Source organism: Rhabdochlamydiaceae symbiont of Dictyostelium giganteum, assembly GCF_964291045.1.
Classification (GTDB): Bacteria; Chlamydiota; Chlamydiia; order Chlamydiales; family Rhabdochlamydiaceae; genus PALSA-1444.
On sequence record NZ_OZ197277.1, the window covers coordinates 1,516,027 to 1,537,575 of the forward strand.

Annotated in this window: 19 protein-coding genes; 4 read left to right on the plus strand and 15 right to left on the minus strand. The window is 39.9% G+C overall.

Annotated features, from left to right (window positions below; all coding sequences use genetic code 11):
• Position 1: 1 nt before the first annotated feature.
• The 12 genes from rplB to ACI7T6_RS05525 form a co-directional block, all read right to left on the minus strand.
• Positions 2-823 (minus strand): 50S ribosomal protein L2, encoded by an 822-nt coding sequence (gene rplB / locus ACI7T6_RS05470; RefSeq protein ID WP_404665374.1) that lies wholly within the window; start codon positions 821-823, stop codon positions 2-4.
• 2 nt (positions 824-825) lie between these two features.
• A complete protein-coding gene (rplW, locus tag ACI7T6_RS05475) occupies positions 826-1,161 on the minus strand; it encodes a 50S ribosomal protein L23 (protein WP_404665375.1) in 336 nt (111 codons plus the stop codon).
• 2 nt (positions 1,162-1,163) lie between these two features.
• Positions 1,164-1,808 carry a 50S ribosomal protein L4 gene (rplD, locus tag ACI7T6_RS05480; protein WP_404665376.1) on the minus strand — a complete coding sequence of 215 codons (645 nt, stop codon included), beginning with the start codon at positions 1,806-1,808 and terminating at the stop codon, positions 1,164-1,166.
• A gap of 8 nt (positions 1,809-1,816) precedes the next feature.
• Entirely contained in the window at positions 1,817-2,470 is a 654-nt protein-coding gene (gene rplC, locus ACI7T6_RS05485) for a 50S ribosomal protein L3 (RefSeq protein WP_404665377.1), read from the minus strand.
• A gap of 192 nt (positions 2,471-2,662) precedes the next feature.
• Positions 2,663-2,794, minus strand: coding sequence for a hypothetical protein (locus tag ACI7T6_RS05490; RefSeq protein ID WP_404665378.1), 132 nt, complete (start codon positions 2,792-2,794; stop codon positions 2,663-2,665).
• Between the two features lie 199 nt (positions 2,795-2,993).
• On the minus strand, positions 2,994-3,842 hold the full coding sequence (locus ACI7T6_RS05495; protein WP_404665379.1) for a hypothetical protein: 849 nt from the start codon (positions 3,840-3,842) through the stop codon (positions 2,994-2,996).
• 55 nt (positions 3,843-3,897) lie between these two features.
• A complete protein-coding gene (gene fmt / locus ACI7T6_RS05500) occupies positions 3,898-4,839 on the minus strand; it encodes a methionyl-tRNA formyltransferase (RefSeq protein WP_404665380.1) in 942 nt (313 codons plus the stop codon).
• On the minus strand, positions 4,836-5,690 hold the full coding sequence (gene lpxA / locus ACI7T6_RS05505; protein WP_404665381.1) for an acyl-ACP--UDP-N-acetylglucosamine O-acyltransferase: 855 nt from the start codon (positions 5,688-5,690) through the stop codon (positions 4,836-4,838). Before lpxA ends, fmt begins: the two co-directional genes overlap by 4 nt.
• A gap of 14 nt (positions 5,691-5,704) precedes the next feature.
• Positions 5,705-6,151 (minus strand): 3-hydroxyacyl-ACP dehydratase FabZ, encoded by a 447-nt coding sequence (fabZ, locus tag ACI7T6_RS05510; RefSeq protein WP_404666141.1) that lies wholly within the window; start codon positions 6,149-6,151, stop codon positions 5,705-5,707.
• A gap of 13 nt (positions 6,152-6,164) precedes the next feature.
• Positions 6,165-7,028 (minus strand): UDP-3-O-acyl-N-acetylglucosamine deacetylase, encoded by an 864-nt coding sequence (lpxC, locus tag ACI7T6_RS05515; RefSeq protein ID WP_404665382.1) that lies wholly within the window; start codon positions 7,026-7,028, stop codon positions 6,165-6,167.
• 55 nt (positions 7,029-7,083) lie between these two features.
• On the minus strand, positions 7,084-8,643 hold the full coding sequence (gene lnt, locus ACI7T6_RS05520) for an apolipoprotein N-acyltransferase (protein WP_404665383.1): 1,560 nt from the start codon (positions 8,641-8,643) through the stop codon (positions 7,084-7,086).
• Between the two features lie 15 nt (positions 8,644-8,658).
• Positions 8,659-9,069 (minus strand): DoxX family protein, encoded by a 411-nt coding sequence (locus ACI7T6_RS05525; RefSeq protein ID WP_404665384.1) that lies wholly within the window; start codon positions 9,067-9,069, stop codon positions 8,659-8,661.
• A 256-nt stretch (positions 9,070-9,325) separates the two neighbouring features.
• Between ACI7T6_RS05525 and ACI7T6_RS05530 the strand changes: the two genes are divergently transcribed.
• From ACI7T6_RS05530 to rsmA, 3 genes are read left to right on the plus strand one after another with little or no spacing between them, the layout of a single operon-like run.
• Positions 9,326-10,408 carry an RsmB/NOP family class I SAM-dependent RNA methyltransferase gene (locus tag ACI7T6_RS05530; protein ID WP_404665385.1) on the plus strand — a complete coding sequence of 361 codons (1,083 nt, stop codon included), beginning with the start codon at positions 9,326-9,328 and terminating at the stop codon, positions 10,406-10,408.
• 42 nt (positions 10,409-10,450) lie between these two features.
• Positions 10,451-11,488, plus strand: a complete 1,038-nt coding sequence (locus ACI7T6_RS05535; RefSeq protein WP_404665386.1) for a SurA N-terminal domain-containing protein — start codon at positions 10,451-10,453, stop codon at positions 11,486-11,488.
• A gap of 1 nt (position 11,489) precedes the next feature.
• Complete coding sequence (rsmA, locus tag ACI7T6_RS05540; protein WP_404665387.1) at positions 11,490-12,320, plus strand: 16S rRNA (adenine(1518)-N(6)/adenine(1519)-N(6))-dimethyltransferase RsmA; 831 nt, start codon at positions 11,490-11,492, stop codon at positions 12,318-12,320.
• On the opposite strand, the gene ACI7T6_RS05545 is transcribed toward rsmA, so the two are convergent.
• The gene (locus ACI7T6_RS05545; RefSeq protein ID WP_404665388.1) at positions 12,264-13,535 is read right to left on the minus strand and encodes a D-alanyl-D-alanine carboxypeptidase family protein; all 1,272 of its coding nucleotides are present in this window, start codon (positions 13,533-13,535) and stop codon (positions 12,264-12,266) included. The genes rsmA and ACI7T6_RS05545 overlap by 57 nt on opposite strands.
• 325 nt (positions 13,536-13,860) lie before the next feature.
• Positions 13,861-16,464, minus strand: a complete 2,604-nt coding sequence (locus ACI7T6_RS05550; protein ID WP_404665389.1) for an NEL-type E3 ubiquitin ligase domain-containing protein — start codon at positions 16,462-16,464, stop codon at positions 13,861-13,863.
• Between the two features lie 724 nt (positions 16,465-17,188).
• Between ACI7T6_RS05550 and ACI7T6_RS05555 the strand changes: the two genes are divergently transcribed.
• Positions 17,189-17,629, plus strand: coding sequence for a hypothetical protein (locus ACI7T6_RS05555; protein ID WP_404665390.1), 441 nt, complete (start codon positions 17,189-17,191; stop codon positions 17,627-17,629).
• Between the two features lie 104 nt (positions 17,630-17,733).
• Here ACI7T6_RS05555 and ACI7T6_RS05560 read toward each other — a convergent pair whose 3' ends face one another.
• Entirely contained in the window at positions 17,734-21,537 is a 3,804-nt protein-coding gene (locus tag ACI7T6_RS05560; RefSeq protein WP_404665391.1) for a hypothetical protein, read from the minus strand.
• Positions 21,538-21,549 lie beyond the last annotated feature (12 nt).

A 21,549-nucleotide genomic window follows, 5' to 3' on the forward strand; every position in this document is an offset into this window, starting at 1 on the left:
CTTACTTCCTTCTATCCTTGACAATCCATTTTAATGTCTTTTTCTTCGCTCTTGTACGGAACCCTTTCGTGTACATTGCCCAAGGAGTTTGAGGCAGGTAACCGTTGTGCTTTCCTTCGCCTCCACCGTGAGGGTGGTCAACAGGATTCATCGCAGTTCCCCGTACAGTAGGTCTAATCCCTTTCCAGCGCATTCTTCCCGCTTTTCCTTCTACACGAAGGACACGCTCTGCATTTGAAACAACCCCAAAGGTCGCTTTGCAGTTTTCGTTAATCAGCCGGATTTCGCCAGATGGCATTTTAAGAGTGACATATCCACCACTACGCGCTAAAAGCTGAGCTGAAAGACCAGCTGATCTCACTAAAGCAGATCCTCTTCCAGGATTCATTTCAATCGCATGAATGACAGAACCTAGTGGCATGAATTTAAGTTGCATACAGCATCCAACTTGATACATATCTGTCTCAGTTGTCATCACTGTGTCGCCAACTTTTAGACCCTCTGGAGCGATGATATACCGTTTTTCTCCATCTGCGTAAAAAAGAAGCGCAATGTGAGCTGTTCGGTTAGGATCGTATTCTAAAGAGGCAACTTTTGCAGGGATCTCAAGCTTATCGCGTTTAAAGTCAATGATACGGTAAAATCTTTTATGTCCGCCCCCACGATGACGACAAGTGATGTGTCCATGGTGGTTACGTCCGTTCGTACGGTTTTTCTTTACGATAAGCGATTTAACAGGTTTTGCACCTTTTGTTAAATCAGCATGACTTTCTAAAATGAGCTGTCTTTGACCTGGAGTAACCGGTCTAAATTTTCTTGTCATAACTACTCCTTATCTCCAATCACATCACCCGCTTTGAGAGTGACAACTGCTTTCTTAAACGCTTTTTTCATTCCCTTGCGACCTCTAACCGTTCTTGGTTTAGGTTTCATGATAATAGTATTGACTTTTGTCACTTGAATGTTTTGCTCTTTGTAAATTTCTTCCACAGCGTGAGCAATTTCAAGTTTCGTTGCTTTTTTATCGACTAAAAAAACATATTTAGGTGAATCACACCGTTTAACAGAAGGATTGTGGCTGTTTGTGTGAAGAGATCCAAGAACTCTGGATTTTTCAGTCACATAACGGCTTTCAATAATTTCGTAAGGATCTTTGCGCATGATTAACCTTCTAACATCTGAGTTAAGTAGTTTGTTGCAGTATTGAGAACAACGATATGTCCATGAGAAACAACATCATAACCACTTACATTTTCAAGTAACATAATTTGAGCATTAGGAATATTACGCATGCTTCTGACAAAATGGCTGTTATTTTCAAATTCAGCTTTGTCTGCAACAAAAAGGATCTTTCTTCCAAAAACTCTTAAAGACTTTAAGAAATCTGCAATCGCTTTTGTTTTAGGAGCATTCATCACATCTGCATCTAAAGCAACCATACGGTCGCTATGAATTTTTTCTGCCAGTAAATGACGAACAGCTGCACGTTTTTCTTTCCGGTTAATAGAGATATGGAAATCCAGTTTTGCTCTTGGACCTCCCACACGTCCTCCACCTTTATATTGCGCAGCTCCAAGGTACCCTTGTCTTGCTCTACCTGTTCCTTTTTGAGGATGCGGCTTTTGACCTGAGTGAGAAACTTCAGCGCGTGTTTTCGTATGAGCAGACCACTGTCTTAAATTGGCTCTTAACGCGATAATATAATCTTTGATCATCTGAGAATTGGCTTCTTGATTTAAAAGCTCATCGCTCAAAGTGAAGTGACCAATTTCCTTTCCAGAAAGATTGAATTTTTTAATGTTTGCCACAAATCACCCTATTTTTTTCGGTTCGTTTTTTTCATAGCAGATCGAATATACACAAGTCCGCCTCTTGTTCCAGGGATTGCTCCTTCTACAACGATGACTTGTTTTTCCACATCAACACGCATGATCCGTAAGTTCTCTGTTGTAACTCTTTCGTCTCCCATGTGACCGGCTTTCTTCACACCTGGCAAACAACGTCCTGGTGTCGATCTCATCCCTGTAGATCCCGCATGTCTGTGAAATCCAGAACCGTGTGCTGCAGGTCCCCCAGCAAAGTTATGTCTTTTCATAACCCCTTGGTACCCTTTACCTTTAGATGTCCCCGTGACATCGACAAATGTAATATCGCTAAATAGTTCGACTCCAAACTCTTGACCCACTTGGTATTCACCTTCTGCATCAAGCCGAATTTCCATCAACTTACGGCAAGGATTGATACCCGCTTTTTTAAAGTGGCCAATCTGAGGATTTGCAACTTTATATAACTGAGTATTTTTCACTTCCTGACACGCGAGCTGAATAGCATTGTAGCCATCAGTTTCCACTGTTTTAATTTGAGAGATCACATGCTTATCAGCTTTGATCACACTACATACAACGCGGTTTCCCTGCGCATCAAAAAGCTGGGTCATCCCCTGCTTAATTCCCATCAACTTTGGCTTCATAACGCTACTCTAAATTTCAGAGGTTCTTATTTGCTAAAACATTTATCGAATTGAACGATTCGCATCTCAAACTCGAAGCCATTTGCCCAGACAAATTGGCTAAAGCGAGTAGACTAACAAATATCTAATTTTTCAGACAATCTAAATCTTGTCTAAAGACCGCTTGGGCAGCTTAAAATAGGTATTTTTATGCTATCTGACTGCTAAACAGGAAAAAATAAGTAAAGAGATGCCAAGCCCTAACCACCCTAAGGTAAAAATCCACTCAAGAGTAGAAAGCGCCTCTTTTTGTCCTGATTGATTACACAACCGACGATGTTTCATGCTTAATAATAGTACAAAAACACCCTTTTTACCTATAGAAAAAATACAACTAGGAAGAAATAGAGCCTCTTCAAGATGTTACACCTCCCCTTAAAACAAAAAAAACAGCCACCCCTTTAAAGAGGTAAGCTGTTTAAATGCCTAAAAGCAGTCATGAAAACCCCTCTCTATTGTTAAAGAGAAAAGGGTGCTATTAAAACTACGCTTTAAATGTGACTTGCATGTAGTTAGTCAGGGTTTTTTGAACCATAGGAATGATAACACTAGCTACTGCAACACCCACTTCCATTTTCTTAAAAAATAAAGAGTCCTTATTCCCTTTAAACTTGATCGCCATGACGGCAAGTTTAGACATCTCAAGTCCAATACCCAGCATCGTCATGCCTTTTTCAATCTTGTGAGCATCTTCTAAATGATACCAAACTTTAAGTCCGTCATAAAATGCCCAAAGAGAAGAAATGATCTCCACCTTGCTACATAAAGAGGCTTCATAGCCAACGATATGACTGACAGCTTGGTTAACAAGCTTGCCGCTCCCATTCACTAATCCTTGAAGCTTAGCAAATTTCAAGAGTCCAATGGCTGAAAGAACTCCTTGAGCAATTTTAACTGTTTTTTGCGCAGCTGTTTCATTTAACGTATAACAACCCAAAATGCGCGGCATGTATACATTCTTATCAACTTCAACAATTCCCTTACGCATCGATTTTCCGCCTACAATGGGGGAGGAAATATTGGTAAGGAGATCAGGCATCGCGGCAATACTTTTTGGAACCATAATAAAATCTTTTACGATCTTAGCTTGACCAATGAGATGACCAAGTTCTGGATACGTAGCCAATTGATGAGCGCTTAAATATTTTCCGATGACAATAACTGGCTTAACCCAAAAAGATTCTTGGCCACCTACTCCAAAATTCCCTGCAAAAGCCCGGAATAACCGGCTCACTTCTACAGGTATTGTACTTGCAATCATCTTACCTGGAGTCACAAGTAGATTAAAAAGAGAAACGAAAGGAGCATCTCCCATCTTACTAGCAATTGTCATAAAAACCTTTTGTTAATATTTGAAGCACAATTTAAAAAATAAAGCTTTTAGAGGATCACTCTTGCACAATACGAGGAGGTTGAATCACCCCTCTTAACACCTCTGCAACAGGTAAACTCTTCTTCCCTTCAATCTGAAGGATTTCTAAACTTAAAGCGCCGTTTGAGCACCCAACAACCCACTCTTTTCCTTGATTGATGAGTCCTTCTCCTGGAGAGAGCGTATACAAGGTGGTAAGAGAAGATTTCCACACTTTCATCCGTTTTTTTTGCCCCGCAATTTCAATGTAAGTCCACGCTCCTACATCAGGCGAGAGCGCCCGTATTTGATTATGAATGGTGAAAGCTTCTTGTTTCCAATCAATGAGGCATTCATGGCTTTTCACCTTAGGAGCAAATGTCACAAGCGTCTCATCTTGGGGCGTGCCAAAATTAACACCCTTTAAAAACCGCTCAAGGACATGTAAAAGAGGCTCTTTTGCTCTAATAGCAAGTTTATGTTGAAGGGATCCGTGATCATCTTCTGAAAGTATGGGAACTTTAACAGCTTCTAACATATCTCCTGCATCAAGTCCAAGAACCATCTTCATGATGGTAACTCCCGTCTCTTTTTCTCCTGCCATGATCGATCTTTGAATGGGAGAGGCTCCTCTCCATCTAGGAAGAAGACTTGCATGGACGTTAATTGCTGGAAAAGGGCTTAAGTGAAGAAGCTCTTCTGATATGATCTCTCCATAAGAGGCCACGACAAAAATATCAGCTTCTATAGTTTTCATGAAGGCAATAAATTCAGGATGTGACGCTTTGATTGGTTGATAGATAGGGACCAAAGGAGCATGGTGTTTTGCCCACTCTTTCACAGGAGGAGGAAGAAGCTCTCTTGAGCGCCCTTTTGCCGTATCTGGCTTTGTCACAATCCCCACCACTTCATGAGCCCCCATGATATGTTCTAAAATGGTAATGGAAAAAGAAGAGGTGCCAAAAAAGACAATTTTCATGTCATTTTTTCTTCTAAAAGTTCTTCATACTCATCGAGTTGATCACCCTCTTCTTTATCTTTAAAATGGTGAAAACCAATGAGCCCTCTTCTAGAAGCTAAACAAAACTCTGTCCAATGTTGCACATAAAGACTTGGCTCTATTTGCTGCTGAATTTGCTCAAGTGCTGCACTTAAGCTAAGACCTGATCTATAGGTGAGTTTAAACGCTTTAGCTAAATCTCTTCGCACAGTCATCGGAAAGCCGTGTCTTTTTAACCCTGTCAGGTTAAGCCCTCCAATTTTATACGGCACGCCAGCTCCTATGGTATAAGGAGGAATATCGTGCGTGACTCTACTAAACCCTCCCACCATGGCATAACACCCAATTCTTGTGAATTGATGCACAGCTGACATCCCGCCAATAATGGCAAAGTCTTCAATCACAACATGCCCTGCCAAGTTAACGGCATTTGACATAATGACTCTATTGCCCACTTCACAATTATGCGCCACATGACAATACGCCATGATTAAGCAGTTATCTCCGACACGGACGACAGAGTTTTCTTGGCAAGAGGAGTTAATGGTGACATATTCTCTAATTTCACAATTTTTCCCGATGATCACAAAGGTCTTTTCCCCTTGAAACTTCAAATCTTGTGTCTTTGTTCCAATACTTGCCCCTGGCCAGATGACAGTGCCTTCTCCAATCACGGTGTTACCATCGAGATAAACGTGAGATTTAATCACAACATTATCTTCAAGAGTGACTGTGGATTTCACAATGGCATACGCCTCTACGGTGACATTATTGCCAATTTTGGCCCCTTCTTCAATAATTGCCATCGGATGAATTTGTGTCTTATTCATGAATATCCCAACATTTACAGCTGTTTACGATCGACAAGTGCAAAACCGATATCTGCCTCGACGACAACTTGATCATTTACGACTGCCTTAGCAGCCACTTTTCCACTCTTAAAACTGATATGTAGCCCTTGAATATGCAGAAAAAGCACATCTCCTGGCATGACAGGTTTACGGAATTTTGCATTATTTACGGTGAGGAGCACAGCAATTTTATCTGTCTGGAGTTTCTGATGAACAAGGATGCCTCCTGCTTGCGCTAACGCCTCTAATATTAATACCCCTGGCATGATCGGAGCATCAGGAAAATGGCCCACAAAGAACTGTTCATTAAAGGTAACATTTTTTTGGCCCACGACAATATTATTTTCAAGATCAAGCTTAATGATGCGGTCAACTAAAAGAAAGGGGTACCGATGAGGCAAAATTTTTGCAATTGTTTTAGCATCAAGAGGTAAGTTCATGGGTACTACTGTTTCATTCATATATCCTCAAAGATTTACGCATCTTTTCACCGATCTTTTTTGCCAGTAAGTGATTTGCGGCATGTCCTGTTTTCACTCCAATGAAGTGCGCTTTTAAAGAAACTCCAAGTAAAGCTAAATCTCCAATCAAGTCCAGCACTTTATGCCGGACCATTTCATTAGAAAATCTTGCTCCTTCAGGATTTAATAGCTTATCCCCTTGAATCACAACGCCGTGCTCTAGGGCCCCATTTTTAAAAAAGCCTCTTTCGATTAAAGGAGCGATCTCTTCATAAAGAGCAAATGTCCGACAAGGCGCAATCTCTTCTTTAAAAATTTGAGGTGTAAGGTAGGTATTAAAGTACTGCGTCCGAAGGTAGGGAGAATTGGGGTAATCAAGTGTATAAGAAAACCTTAAATGATCTGAGGGAAGGGCGATAAGATAACCGTCTCCTAAAGAAACACTACAAGGCTCTTCAAGAGTGTAAGACAATCTATCTTCTGCTAACTCTTGGATGCCAGCTTCTTCTAGTAACTTCACAAAGAAAAGCGCGCTTCCATCAAAAATTGGAAATTCACTGCCACTTATCTCAATGCTGAGTTGATCAATTTCAAAAGCAGCGAGCGCTGCCATGAAATGCTCAATGGTTTGAAGAAAGACACCCTCTTTTCCAATTTGCGTTGTCCGCATTCCCTCTTGAACATACTCTGTCTTTGCAGGAATAGAAGGAGACCCGGGAAGATCTGTGCGGTAAAAGGTAATTCCCTCTCCTAAAAGATGCGGAATCAGCCGAACAGAGACTTCTTGGTCTGTAAAGAGGGTTTGACCAGAAAAAGTGATTGTTTTTCGAATTGTTTTCTTCTTTACACTGTGCATAGTAGATCTATTTTATCTGATTTTTACCCTACAAAACAAGATTTTTTTTCTCGTTTTAAAATCTAATAAACAGTGTAGATCGCATTAAAAAGGCGTTTTTTATCAAAACGCCTAAAATACAAAGTAAGGAGATACTCACGATGAGTCCATTACCCCATTTCATGTAAAGCGTTGGAAAACAAAAAAGAGGGACCTCTTCAATTAAAATACCGGGCTCATCCCACTTCTCTAAAGCAGACACCACTCTTCCTAAACTATCCAGCACACAGGTAATGCCTGCATTTCCCGATCTCACAACAGGAATGCCACTTGCAACAGCATGCACCCGGATTAAGTCTAAATGTTGCTGAGGAAGACGGGAATGGGGATACCAATTATCATTAATCACATTGGCAAGAAGAGTAGCCCCTTGATTTTTTGCTTCTCTCACGATTTCTCCAAACGTCTCTTCATAACAAATTAAGGTGGCAAGTTTAACTTTAGAAGAAAACACTTTTTGCCCTAATCCTGGAGTGAAAAAATGATTAATACCATATTGCGCGCTCAAGGCTCTTAAACATGTCCACGGCAGATACTCCACAAGAGGAAGTAAAACGGTTTTATCATACCGCTCCAACCTCTTGTCTTGATGAGAGTAGAAAAAAGCTGAAGCGTATGACACATCTCTATCTACAGCATCAAGCCCCACAATCACATCTGCTTTTAACATATCTCCAATGGCCTGAGTCCAAAATTGATGCGACACCAGGTGATCTTTAGGCTCTTCTAAAAGAGGTTTTGAAAGTATTGTTTTTAACAGATGACACACCCTTCGATGTAAAAATAAAGGAGCTGAATCGGTAAAGGGAACAGCTGACTCTGGCATCACAATGAGATCCACATCCCGTGTATTTTTTGCAAGAAGGGTTAAGATTTGCCTCCACTGCTCTTCAGGGTGAATAAAATCTTTTCTCCTTCCTGGAAAGAAGTTTTTTTGCGAGGGAAGAAGCGCCGTTTGCACAAGAGCCACCTGTAGTGTAGGAGCTTCTTTTACCTTTTTGTCATAATACAAGAGCTGTCCATATCCCCATAGATAAGGGATGATGGCAAGTAGTAGCCCTATTTTCCATTTCTTTTCTAAGAAATAGGCATTTGTTGCAATCACCCAAAACGAGAGCCCAAAGAGTCCAAAAAGAGAGGCAAACTGCAGAGGATAGGAAAAGGTGGTTAAAGAGAGGCCTGCTGGATTCCAAGAAAATCCGCAAAAAATATGAAGCCGCATCCACTCCATTAAAGTCCACAAAGAAGCGAGGATGAAAGGGGGTAAAAACTTAATACACGTTGTTAAAAGCCCAAACTGCAGCCCCATAAAAAGCGCAAGAAGAGCATACACCCCTAAAATATAGACACCTTGATATTCCATCGAACTCATCCACGAGAGCTGAATCAATTGAATACAGGTGAACCATGCCCAGCCAGCGAAAAATTTCCCCTTAGGAGATAAGAAAGAGACGCACTCTTTCCAAAAAAGAGCATATCCTAAAGTGGAAGATAGCACACCTAAGAGGGGCACCCAGGCTGGCTGCCCAAATGCGACAATGCATCCACTTAAGAAAAAAAAGAGACTCTTTTTCATGGGATGAAGTATGGCTTAGTCTCCATAAGTAGCAACCGTTATCAGTCCTCCGATAATCCCGACATTTTTACAAAACATCATCATATCAAGAGACGGTAAATCTGAGAGCCAAAACGCATGCATGAGAAGGGTGACGGGAATCAGAAAAACAATCAGGCATATGGCCCCTACACGGACTTTATAGTTACATAAGAGAGAAAAGGCTCCAAACACTTCAAGTGCTGTTGCAATGGCTAAAAGAGCTCCTGCATACGGAATACACCCCAGGAAAAAGGAACTTGTTAAAGGGATATGCGTAGACCAATCTCCTAGCACCCTTGTGAGCTCTGCTATCATCCCATCCCAATGCATCACTTTCATGATAATGGATAACACAAAAATCAAACTTAAACAGGCTCTTCCTAGAAACAGACACATTTTTTTCATAATAACCTCATGGGTAAGACACGGTTTTAGGGTGAAATTCGTATTTTTTTCTTTCCTCTAATACGGTAATATAACGCGATATCACATAAAGCTCTAGCTAAAGGCTCTATTTTACTCCCTATTTTTGCTAAGATAAGACGGTTTCACTTAAAATCCAAAGAAAATGAGCCTTACCTAGTAAAAAAGTTCTTTTTGATCCGTGACTAAAAAAAAAGAGCCTCTATGATAGATGATAACAACCAGGATGATCTTCTCCATGAATTTTAGACACTACCATCTCCTTACTTTGATTCAAGAGTGGGGGCAGTTTTCCTCCCCGCTTGATGTGCTCATGAAAAAATACTTTCGCCTGCATAAGGCAATTGGCTCTAAAGATAGGGCCTGGATTAGTGACACGCTCTACCACTACGTCAGATGGAAAAACCTTTACGACTTCCTCAAACTCTCTCCTGTTGAAGAGCTCCCCCATCATCTACCCCAACAGATTCCAGAGTTTATAAGGCTCGCCTGCCCTGAAAAACTCCTTGAGCTTCTAAGTAAATATTATCCTAATGAAGCCGTGACTCAATTTTGCCAAGTGAATCAAACAAGAGCTCCTACGACGATCCGGGTCAATCTACTTAAAACCTCTAGAGATGAGCTTTTTCAAAAGCTCTTCTCTTCTTATGGGTATCAGATGCACTTCACACCTCACTCTCCTGAAGGGATTACCTTTTCTTCCAAGGTGAACTTTGCTCAGCTCCTAGAATTTCAAGAGGGACTTTTTGAAGTGCAAGATGAAGCTAGTCAAATGGGCGCAAAACTTGTGAAGCTAAAAATGAAAGATAAAGTTCTTGATTATTGCGCAGGCTCTGGGGGAAAAAGTTTAGCGTTTGCTCCTCTTTTAAAGCAGTCAGGTCAGCTTTATCTGCACGATATCCGGCCTCACGCGCTTTTAGAAGCTAGAAAGCGGCTTAAAAGAGCTGGCATTCAAAATGCGCAGTTTAATCTCCCCCAGCAGAAAAAAAGCATGGACTATGTCGTTGTTGACGCTCCTTGCTCAGGAACCGGGACCTACCGCAGAAATCCCGATTTAAAATGGAAGTTCCCTCAAATCGATCTCCCAACTCTTATTCAAGAGCAGCGAGATATCTTTGAAAATGCGCTTTCTTATCTTCACCCAGAAGGTGTGATTGTTTATATGACATGTAGCGTGCTCCCTCAAGAAAATGTAGAGCAGGTACAATTTTTTCAAGAAAAATACGGCTTAGAGCAAGTGGATATTTTTCAAACATTTCCTCAAGATCAAGGCATGGATGGCTTTTTTGCTGCTTCTTTAAAGAAAAGGGCTCCAAACTAAAAGGAGTGTTTCAATAAATAACCGGTTTGTTACACTAACCTTATGTCAAGATTGATGCCTTCTTTACTCATGTGTTTAGCTTTATTAGCTCCTCTTCGCTTTTTAAGCGGTGCAGGTACTCCTACTCAAGAGATCACGGTGGATAACCGTATCCTAGCTACCGTTCAAGGAAAAACATTTACGGTGCTAGATGTCGTTAAACAAATGAATCTATTTTTAAGCCAAAACTACCCGCAATATCTGAGTATTCCAGAGGCTAAACTTCAATTTTATCAATCTCAGTGGAAACCCACACTCAGGCAGATGATTGATCACCACTTAATGGTGCTAGATGCCAAGGGGCGTCAAATTCAAGTGAGTGATGCAGAGGTAAGAGAAGAACTTCATACCCGTTATGGCCCTCAAGTGATGCAAACGTTAGAGAGCTTAGGCCTATCTTATGACGAGATGAAAGAAAAATTAAAACAAGATATCGTGGTTCAAAAAATTCAATGGGTGAGAATCTCTTCTAAGGTGCTCTCTAAAGTGACAGCTGAAATGACCAAAGAGGCGTATGCTGACTACCTTAAACATAGCCCTCCTCAAGAAACATGGGTGTATCAATTTCTCACCTTAAGACATGAATCCCTTGATACTGCGCTCTCTTTAGCTCAGCAAATCAAAACACTTCAAGACCCTTCAAACGGCTCACTTTCTTCTGCCATGGAGATGTTTAAACAAAAACTCCCTGAAGTTGAATGGAAGCTGCTCTCTCTTTCTAAAGAGCTCACTATGAAAGATCAAGAGCTCTCTTCTCTTCATAGAGAAGCTCTTCAAACCCTATCTCCTGATGTCTGGAGCTCTCCCACCGTGCAAAAAACACGGGAAGGGACCGATGTCGTCCGCATTTTTCACCTGAAAGAGCATGTGAAAAAAGAGGCCCCCTCTTTTGAATCACTCTCTTCTCAAATCCGGGATTATCTTCTCAATCAACAAGCAGAATCTGAAACGCGTCTTTATTTAACACGCCTGTATGAGCGGTTTAATTTTGACCTAAGTCAACTTGATATCCCTTCGCAATTTGAACCTTTTTCCTCCTAATATGCCTATTTATAAACCCTCTGAACTCAAAAATTTCCTCTCTTCAATAAAAGCCGCTCCCCAAAAACGGTTTTCTCAAAACTTTCTTATCGATGGAAATATCGTCCGTAAGATGATCGCTTTTGCTGACATTAAGGAAGGAGAAACAATCTTAGAAATTGGACCAGGCCCTGGTGTTTTAACCCAGCTCCTTTTGCAAAATGGACACTCTGTTGTGGCGATTGAAAAAGATCGAAAACTGTGCCAAGCGCTTCACCGCTTTCAAACACCAGATGAGCGGCTCAAGGTTTTTGAAGAAGATGCGCTGAAATGGGATCCTGCGTTCCACATAACTTCCCCTGCTAAAATCATCGCTAATCTCCCTTACCACATCACAACGCCTTTACTCACCCATTTTCTCCCTAAATACCCGCTCTTTTCTTCCATGACCCTCATGGTTCAAAAAGAATTTGCAGAACGGATGTTAGCTGGCGTTGGATCTTCAGAGTACAGCTCACTCTCTCTTTTTCTGCAGTTTTACTGCACCCCTAAAATGGGGTTCATTGTAGAACCCACTTGCTTTTATCCGCCTCCAAGCATTAAATCAGCGGTTGTGCAGCTTATTTTAAAAGAGCCTCCTCCTGTTGATCCTACCGCTTTTTTTGAAGTGACAAGAAGAGCTTTTCAACAACGAAGAAAAATGGTACGCACCTCTTTAAAAGAGCATTATGCACTAACTCATATTGAAGAGGGGTTAGAATGCATTGGAAAAGGGCTTAATGTCAGACCTGAAGAGTTAACGCTTGCTGACTTTTTGACTCTTTTTTCCAAAGTACATCACCATACTCGTTAATACAGTCATCAGCATGAGAAATATCACGCTGTATTTATGTCTGAGGTAAAGATCTTTAATGATTTGATCTATTCCCTTAGAAAGAGACTCTTTTGCAAAAAGAGGCTCTTTAGCAAAGACGTGCCCTTTTTCATCAATGCACCTTAAAAAACCCACACGATCTCCTGCTTTAATGGGAAGTGAGAGTTTTTCCCAAACAACTTCTGCTTGAAAAGAAGGCTCTTCTGCAGGGTAATAGCTTAAGGAGACATCACGTTGTAAAGAAGCTTTAAGCGTTTTTCCTCCTTTAACCGCATACGAAAAGTGATCTGTCTCTTTTACAAAGAGCTTTCTTGTGATTTTTTTCTCAGAAAACGCTTTTTCAAACAGTTTTTTTGCCTCTTGAAACCGCTCTTTGCTCTCTTCACAGCCAAGTAATACAGCAATCAATACTCTTTCCCCGTGAGCTGCCGACGCGACAAGGGTATATCCAGCTTGAGAAGTATACCCTGTTTTCATGCCAGTAGCTTTTGGGTAGTAATATAACCCTTGCCGAAGAAGTTTATTGGTCTGCCAAAAATAGATGGGCTCTTTTCCTATTTCTTGAGATTTTAAGTATTTAACCGATTTTACGATGTTTTGAAAATCAGGGCTTGCATAGGCAAGCTGTGCAATCTTTGCCATATCATAAGCTGTGGTAAAGTGCTCTTTATGGTGAAGTCCATGGGGATTAAGAAACTGTGTATGACAGATTCCGTGACGTTTAAGAAAATGGTTCAGTTCTTTCATAAACTGCATCACTGATCCTGAAACATTTTCTGCAAGGACGTTTGCTGCATCATTTCCCGAGGCAAGAAGAAGGCCGTATAAAAGGGTCTCACAAGATAGCTTCTCTTCAGCCCGAAGACCCACCCTAGAGCCTGATATCTCAAGACGGTAAGGAGGGTGCTTAACGCCTCCTTTTTTCTCCTCTTCAGAAATCACAAAGAGCGCATCTTTAGAACAGGTAAAGAGATCTTCCAAGTGATTTTTCTTTTTTTCTAGGACATATAGCGCTGTTGCAACTTTGGTGATACTGGCTGGAAACCTTTTTTCATGGCTATTTTTTTCATACAAAATAGCCCCCGTCTCTTGATTCATCAAAATGACAGAGGGGGCTTTAAGTTCTATCTGTAAGGGCCTAGCTAAAAGGAGGGCTGGACAATAGACAAAGAATAATAAGGAAAAATAGCTCATGATGATGTATTGTACGTTCTTTTCCCTTCAATTGTCTATCAAGACTCTAAAGATGAAGAGGGAAAACGGCTAGCTACATAAAGGCAGTGCTAAAAGTGATACTCACTCTTCTTATCACTTAAAAGAGAAATGGTTCTCTTTTAAGTGATAGAGCAGGTCTTCATATCCCCTATGAGCCAGGAGAATAGAAATGCCTTTCTATAACGTCATGGCTCTTTTACTCCCTCTCTATTTGCCTCAGGAATTTTTACTCTTTCTTAAATTTTTGGAAGCCATTTTCAGGCTGAGCATGATGAGGGTCTTCCCTTCATCTTTCTAACTGATATTAAGGGATTAAACACACCGTGATCCGTAAAAGCTTATCAATGTTCACGGTAGCGCCGTATAAATCCACACCCTCTTGGATATATCTTTTTATGAATGCGGTGTAGTCATAGATCACATTTTGATAAAGTACAGGATGATCTGGTGCATCTTGAAGGTAAGGACAGATATCAATCGGTAATAAGGGGTAAGAGATGGGGGTAAGCTTTTCCCACGTGACAATAGATGACCTTCTTTGATGCTCCTTCCAAGGCTCCCACTCTTTTAAAAAAGCCTCAAAGGCATCTTCTACTATCTCTTGTAAAATTTTTCTTCCCATTTGATCCATTTCCTCATCAGAAATAGCCACACACTTTCTAAAGAGCATCTTGTGCATATCTATAGGCAAATTTAGCATCGCTTGTAATCTGATGTGAAACGCCATAAACACTTCAACTTCATCAATAAAGTGCAGTGTTTGAACCCTGGCTCTAATTCTTTTATTCAGCTCTTCTAAGAGAAAAAATCCCCTCCCTAAGCTTCTTACCTCTTCAGAAGTCACAGAGTCATGCTGAAGAGCGCGCAATTTCTGATAAAAACCCATATCACTTAAGGTCGCCATAATACGGTCATCACAAGAAGAGAGTCCTTGATGAATGAAAAAGGCAATATGGTGACAAAGAACCTCGTCTTCCACCATAAGCCAAATCATATGAAGAACCTGCCTTGCAACGCTTTCCCGGGTAGCCAGGTTACAGTAATCAGCTGTCTCTGTTAGACGGGTGAGAAAACTTAAGAGATTTTGATGATCTTGCACCTGAGTGAGGGTGCGGTGCAGCTTATTACAGATCCCTTTGATATTAACCCGTCTATCTTCTTGAATGTACTGTTGCCAAAATTCTAGCGCCTCAAATAGATCATTAAATTCAATGATCAGTGGCTCTGTAGCTACTTCAGAAAAATGGATCTGAATGCCTAGATTGCTAGCTGATTCAGCGACTAATCTTCTGATCACTGCAGGAGAGAGACCAGAATCTGTCAGGTTTATGATACGTTCATTTCTATTTAGAGGAGAACTAAGAGTTGCAATCCAATTAGGTAAAGATGTAAGACTTATGCATCCTGTTAAATCTAGATCTCCTCCAAATTCTAGAAAAGGCGTTTCCATGAAATCCAAACTTTCCTTAACTTTAAGCTGCTGAGGTAAAGCGATAAGCCCCTCACAATAAGAAAAATCAAGACTCCCCTTCACTTTAAGCCCTTTGGGTAAAGTTGTGATAGCTGTACATCCAGAACAATTCAGATTGTTTTCCACGGTTAAATTTTCAGGAAGATCCATCAATCTTTTGCAACCACTTAGCTCAAGATTCCCCTGAATTTCTAGCCCTTTAGGTAAAGCGATAAGCGCTTTACAATGAGACAAGTTAAGACTTTTTCCTACTGTAAATATTTCAGGAAGATGGGTTAAGCTTTCATGCCCCATCAGATCAAAGCTTCCCTTGATTTTTAGCTCCTTAGGTAATGCGATAAGAGCTTCACACTGAAAAATATGTAGATTTCCTTCTACGGTAAATATTTCAGGAAGCTCTCTTAACTTGTCACAATAAGCAAGGGTTAATCCCCCCTTTACTTTTAACCCAGAAGGTAATGCCGTAATACCGCAATCAGCAAGATTAAGATCTTTTTCCACTACTAACCCCTCAGGAAGCTCTTTCACATTTTTACATAGCAAAAGATTAAGACTCCCCTTTACGTGTAGTCCTTTGGGTAAAGTAGTAAGCGCCTCACACCAAGAGAGATTAAGATCTTTGCCAACGATTAAATCTTCGGGAAGTTTGATCAAATGTTTACAAAAAGAAAGATCAAGGCTTCCCTTCACTTGTAACCCTTTCGGTAAAGTCGTCATATCACAACAGCTAAGTTTAAGATCTTTTTCCACTATCAAATCTTCAGGAAATTCTTTTACACTTTTACAGAGCAAAAGATTAAGACTCCCCCTTACATGTAGTCCTTTTGGTAAAGTAGTAAACGCCTCGCACCAAGAGAGATTAATATCTTCTCCAACGATTAAATCCTCGGGAAGCTGGATCAAATGTTTACAAAAAGAAAGATCAAGACTCCCCTTTACTTGTAACCCTTTCGGTAAAGCGTTCATATGACAATGTGAGAGATTAAGATCTTTTTTTACTGTTAAATCTTCAGGAAGCTCTCTTAAGTGCGCGCAATGAGAGAGGTCAAGAACCCCTTCAACTGTAAATACTTTAGGCAAAGAAAAGAGTTGAGAGAACCCTGAAAAATGGACATCTCCTTGAACATAGAGCTTTTCGGGTAAATAGCAACCCGTTTCTTGATCCTCATCTCGTAAGCTTTCTAAGCATGCACTAAAAAATGTTTTACCATATGTCAGTGAGCCTTCTATTCTCACCTCTTTAGACTTTAATAGGATAAACGCCTCTCTATTAGAGGCATCCATTGTAACATCCCCCCGAATCAAAACGACTAGAGGTAAAGGGTCAAAACGTGTTAACCCCTGCAGCTCTTTGGCTAAAAGAGTATACGGGTATTCTATAGGGTTTAAGTCAATAACAGGGTAATTGACTGAAGAGGAACGATTGAAAATTTGCATCATAATCCTTATTTTTTACAGTTCACCGCAACAAGTACAACCCGTAAGACATAGAGACCTCAGGGCCTTTTAACCAGAAATACTTAATAGGTGCTTAAAATTTTAAATGCCGTAAAAAGAAGAGATTTATTTTTCAAAAAATAGCAAAAAAAAGTGTGTTCTAATCAACTTTTAACTTTCACAATTTGAAGTGTATGATTAATGGCTATATTTTTGATTGTAAAAACGCTCTGAAAAAATTAATCCCAACAAAAACAGAGGGTTTTTTGGTTATTAACTATATTATGAAGCTTCATCTTTTTAGTTAAAGGGCCCAGATAAAGGTCTTTTCGCACCTCTTTCTTTTTGCAAATACCCTCAATCACATGTATAAAATAAATTGTTTTAAAATTTGGAGGATTTTAAACGTTCTATGACCAAAAGCCCTAAGCTAGAGATTTTCTTTAAAAGATCCATCATGAATAAGCCCTACCCTATAGAGAAAAGTCACTCCTCTACGCTGATGTAGCGCCTTCTACTTCCTCTCATGAGGCACAAAAGGCAACTTACCCCTCTCAAAGAGAGCATGGCTTAAGCTCTCTTGACCCTATTAAAGAGCCTAGCTAACAAAATTGCGCTCTTTTTCTCGGGGCCCGCAGTCACTAATTAAATAAATTTATTGATTTTTTGGTAACGGGGTGTGTATTTAGAAATCAAAGGGACTAAAAAAATGGGGAGAGAAACCATGCTGCCACCTACAAAACTTGAAGATGCTTTCGTAGAATTTTCTCAAAACTTACCCAAACATGTTCCTGATGGAGTGCTGGCTGTTAATCTTGATCTTTTAAGTGAAATTGGGCTTTTAGACCCTTTGAAGATTGATCAGCTAGATCATAGTGATGAACTGCTTCACTATTTTCATGTGATTGAAAATCCCGATAAAGTGACGCTCTTTAACGATTTATTTGCGATTTGGATTGTCCCCAAGCTTGTGAAAAATGTCGCCTCAACCCTTATTTTTATTAGCCGCCTGAAATCTCCTTCTAAACTCCATCTCGAACTGGTGTTTTCAACATCTGGAGTCTATAACACGCCTAAATACATCCTTAAAACATTAGAGCATTTTCTCAAGGAAGTTGTGGACAATGAAGCGCTCATCTCTTCGATTAAGCCGCCTCACTCTTAATAGATGTTTTTTATTTAAAACCTCTTTTCTCTTAGACCGTGCAATGAGCTCAAGAAGCTTTTTTTCATCGCTCTTCATGATACGCGGACCTATCTTAAGAGCTCCTATACTGTAGCTTTATTTGACTTTTTTATATGATAAATAAAATTTTTTAAATCAATGGACCTGGTAGGATCCAGCTTAAATGCTTGGATAAAAAGATCCCCTCTTGAAAGCATTGTTTCCCCATCAAAAAGAAGTACACCGTCCCGCTCATCCATGGCAAGAGCTGCTAAATGGTAAGCTTTTGCATCATACGCGCCTAACTGAATCGCTCTCATCAAGAGCTGCTTACAGGATAGGGTCACTCCATTTAATAGCTGAATATTTGCCGTTTTTGTATGAAAAAGTTCTTCTCCTAGAAGGAAGTAGGGCAAACTATATTCAGGGTTAATATCGATCGCTTTTAGATAAAGAGAGGCTTTTGATGGATAACTCTTTTCATGAATGATTAAAGGAGCTTGAAAGCTTGTGCCAAGAGCTACATAAGCTTCTTTACATGCGGGTAAACATGTTAATAGGTTAAGTAAAAACTCTCTTTTCTTTGTAAAATAAAATTCATTATCTAGGGCTATATTTTCTAAATCTGCATATTTATATGGATATTCTAGTAATTCATAGTACCGTTTAAGAGAGTGATGAGCTGATTGAATATCAAGATGGGAATGACTTTCTAGACACTTCCCAAACATTAAGAGATATTTAGATCCCACCCTTTGAAGTTCATATTGAGAGAGAATGCGTGCTAACAACATATGTGATTCCAAATGATCTAAAGAAGATGATGATTTTTCTAAAGCATCACACAGCAGCTCTTTCTTTTTTGAATCTTCATGAAGATAAAGGGTTTCTGCGAGCCTTAAGGAAGTATGACCGAGCCTATCATTGACACCGCTTCTTGGGTAACGCTCCATCTTTTCAGCGCCTCTTCGGTAACAATCTATTTTTTCATAACTTTTATTCCCTAATAAGACCTGTTGTACCGGGTGAAGAGCATCACCTATTTTCATGAAAAAATACCCGTTTATAGAGGCTTTTGAATATGCATACGCATAAGCCATCAATTTTGTTAACTTGACCCCGTCTTGTAATACGATAGGCTTTCTATCAGAAAGATAATTTCCAAACTCTTGATCTATCATCTTCTTTATAGATGCGGAGGAAAGAAAAGGGAGCGCATAATGGTAAAGTTCTTTTGTAGAGATCTCTTTATTATTGTGTAATGTGAGAGAAGCTCCTTGATTTAGAAGCATTTCTTTAAGAGCTCGGTCTTGAGCCGTTAGCCTACCATGAAAAGTACTCAAAAGAGTGCGTGTTTCCTGATGCAACATTAACCCTGCAATGAAAAAAGCCGGAGCAAACCTCGGAGTAAAAGAGAGGTCAGGATCTAAACTGATAGCCTCTTGAAAAAGAGAAAGACTTTGGGCTGTCGTTACCTGTATCCTCTCACGACTGAGATAGGGAAAGAGGAGCTGCATTCCTAGGGTAATACTTAATCCGAAGTAACCTTCTATATTCTTTGGATTTTTCTCAATTTCCTTGGTATACATCTCTCTTAATTTTTTTCTATTAACCCCGCGAATTCCCATAGTTGCTTTAAAAAACAATTCTTTTTTTGTGCAAGGCTCTCCGTTTACAAGCTGTACTGTTTCACCTTCTTTAAGAAATTTGGCACATTTGTAATAGGCATATTCTGTATGAGAGTCAAGACCCATCAGCTTAATATAGAGTTGCTTCTTTGTGTAAACTTCACCATTTAAAAACTGCACCCTTTCATCATCACTCAGAAGTTTGATAAGCTCTCTATACAAGCTTGCGCCATTAGGTTTAAGATCAAGGGCTTTAATATAGAGTGTCTTCTTTGTGTAGATTTCACCGTTTAATAGCTGTACCGTTTCATCATTCTTCAGAAGAAATGTAAGACTACTATACAAGTCTACATGGGTAGGCTCTAAATCAATCGCCTTAATATAGAGTGTCTTCCTTGTGCAGATTTCACCACTTAACAGCTGCACCGTTTGATCAACAGCATTTAGAAGTTCTGCAAGCCTCCTATATAGTCCTGCATGGGCGGGCTCTAGGTCAATCGCCTTAATATATAAGGCCCGCTCTGTGTAAGATTCACCATCTAAAAGCTGCACTGTTCTATAACGGAAATGGACCATACATTGAGCCAGATTGTAATAATGCCCATAACATTTAGGCTCTAAATCAATCGCCTTAATGTAGAGTGCCTGCTTTGTATAGATTTCACCACTTAAGAACTGTACCGTTTCCTTATTTTCTAGGCAGTTAGCAAGCTGCGCATAAGAATAATCCCCCCTAGGCTCTAGATCAATCGCCTTAATATAGAGTGCCTTCTTTGTGTAATATGCACCGCTTAAGAGCTGCACCATTTCCTTACTTTCTAGGCAGTTAGCAAGCTGTACGTAAGAATAATCCCCCCTAGGCTCTAGATCAATCGCCTTAATATAGAGTGCCTTCTTTGTGTAATATGCACCGCTTAAGAGCTGCACTGTTTCCTTATTTTCTAGGCAGTCAGCAAGGCCTATGTAAGGAGCATCATCCCTAGGCTCTAGATCAATTGCCTTAATGTAGAATGCCTTCTTTGGGTAAGACTCACCATTTAACAGCTGCACTGTTTCATGATTCTCTAGACAGTCCGCAAGACCTATGTAAGGAGAATCATCTTTAGGCTCTAGATCAATTGCCTTAATGTAGAGTGCCTTCTTTGTGTAAGACTCACCATTTAACAGCTGCACCGTTTCATTATTTTCTAGGTAGTCAGCAAGATCTATGTAAGAATGCCTATCTTTAGGCACTAGATCAATTACTTTAATATAGAGTGTCTTCTTTGTGTAATATGCACCGCTTAAGAGCTGCACCATTTTATTATTTTCTAGACATCTAGCAAGATAGTAGTAAGAACCAAAATCTTGAGGATCAAGATCAATACACTGAATATAGAGTTCTTGTTTCGTATAAGACTCCCCGCTTAGCAGCACTACCCGTTCACTATCTTCTAAACAGTTAGCAAGATTGTAGTAAGAATCATGATCTCTAGGCTCTATATAAATAGCTGTAATATATAACTCTTTCTTTGTATAAGATTTCCCACTTAAAAGCTGGACCCTTTCACTATCTTCTAAACAGTTAGCAAGATTGTAGTAAGAATGATGATCTTTAGGCTCTATATGAATCGCTTTAATATATAACCCTCTCTTCGTATAAGATTTACCATCTAACAGCTCTGCCCTTTCATTATCTTCTAAACAGTTAGCAAGCCTACGGTAAGAATCATAATCTTTAGGATCTATATGAATGGTTTGAATATAGAGTTCTTTTTTTGTATAGGATTTACCCCTTAGCTGCGCCATTTCATTATTTGATAGGCATTTAGCAAGAGTGCAGTAAGAACCCGGGTCTTGAGGGTGAGGGCCCCTACTCTTAATATCAAGTTCTTGCTTCGTATAAGATTCCCCGCTTAACAGCTCTACCCTTTCACTATCTTCTAAACAATTAGCAAGACTATGGTAAGCATGATAATCTTTAGGATCTTTATGAATGGCTTGAATAAGAGCCTCTCTTTTTGCACCTGACTGATCATGAAGAGATGTAACGATTTGATGAGCGCTTAAAATAGGGGCACTCCCATCACTATTTTTGATGGGACCTACTGTTAAAATGGCACTTGCCACATTTTGAGATAGCTGGGTCTCTATTTTATAAGAAGATAATTCATCTATTTGGAGCCGTTTAGGAAGCCTTTCATCTCCATATCCTACTACAGTAGATGAATGTTCTTCCTGAGATGGATTTTGCAAAGACTGTACTTGAGATTCCATGGTAGAATAAGATCGAATAACCATGCTTTCACTCCT

What these genes read in the sequence shown, in the direction of transcription:
- ACI7T6_RS05525 (WP_404665384.1), bottom strand. Translation starts at nt 9,069, where the DNA reads ATGAAAAAAATGTGTCTGTTTCTAGGAAGAGCCTGTTTAAGTTTGATT.
- ACI7T6_RS05560 (WP_404665391.1), bottom strand. Translation starts at nt 21,537, where the DNA reads ATGGTTATTCGATCTTATTCTACCATGGAATCTCAAGTACAGTCTTTG.
- ACI7T6_RS05555 (WP_404665390.1), top strand. Translation starts at nt 17,189, where the DNA reads ATGCTGCCACCTACAAAACTTGAAGATGCTTTCGTAGAATTTTCTCAA.
- ACI7T6_RS05545 (WP_404665388.1), bottom strand. Translation starts at nt 13,535, where the DNA reads ATGAGCTATTTTTCCTTATTATTCTTTGTCTATTGTCCAGCCCTCCTT.
- lpxC (WP_404665382.1), bottom strand. Translation starts at nt 7,028, where the DNA reads ATGCACAGTGTAAAGAAGAAAACAATTCGAAAAACAATCACTTTTTCT.
- rplC (WP_404665377.1), bottom strand. Translation starts at nt 2,470, where the DNA reads ATGAAGCCAAAGTTGATGGGAATTAAGCAGGGGATGACCCAGCTTTTT.
- ACI7T6_RS05495 (WP_404665379.1), bottom strand. Translation starts at nt 3,842, where the DNA reads ATGACAATTGCTAGTAAGATGGGAGATGCTCCTTTCGTTTCTCTTTTT.
- lnt (WP_404665383.1), bottom strand. Translation starts at nt 8,643, where the DNA reads ATGAAAAAGAGTCTCTTTTTTTTCTTAAGTGGATGCATTGTCGCATTT.
- rplB (WP_404665374.1), bottom strand. Translation starts at nt 823, where the DNA reads ATGACAAGAAAATTTAGACCGGTTACTCCAGGTCAAAGACAGCTCATT.
- ACI7T6_RS05490 (WP_404665378.1), bottom strand. Translation starts at nt 2,794, where the DNA reads ATGAAACATCGTCGGTTGTGTAATCAATCAGGACAAAAAGAGGCGCTT.
- rsmA (WP_404665387.1), top strand. Translation starts at nt 11,490, where the DNA reads ATGCCTATTTATAAACCCTCTGAACTCAAAAATTTCCTCTCTTCAATA.
- fmt (WP_404665380.1), bottom strand. Translation starts at nt 4,839, where the DNA reads ATGAAAATTGTCTTTTTTGGCACCTCTTCTTTTTCCATTACCATTTTA.
- fabZ (WP_404666141.1), bottom strand. Translation starts at nt 6,151, where the DNA reads ATGAACTTACCTCTTGATGCTAAAACAATTGCAAAAATTTTGCCTCAT.
- ACI7T6_RS05535 (WP_404665386.1), top strand. Translation starts at nt 10,451, where the DNA reads ATGTCAAGATTGATGCCTTCTTTACTCATGTGTTTAGCTTTATTAGCT.
- ACI7T6_RS05530 (WP_404665385.1), top strand. Translation starts at nt 9,326, where the DNA reads ATGAATTTTAGACACTACCATCTCCTTACTTTGATTCAAGAGTGGGGG.
- rplW (WP_404665375.1), bottom strand. Translation starts at nt 1,161, where the DNA reads ATGCGCAAAGATCCTTACGAAATTATTGAAAGCCGTTATGTGACTGAA.
- lpxA (WP_404665381.1), bottom strand. Translation starts at nt 5,690, where the DNA reads ATGAATAAGACACAAATTCATCCGATGGCAATTATTGAAGAAGGGGCC.
- ACI7T6_RS05550 (WP_404665389.1), bottom strand. Translation starts at nt 16,464, where the DNA reads ATGCAAATTTTCAATCGTTCCTCTTCAGTCAATTACCCTGTTATTGAC.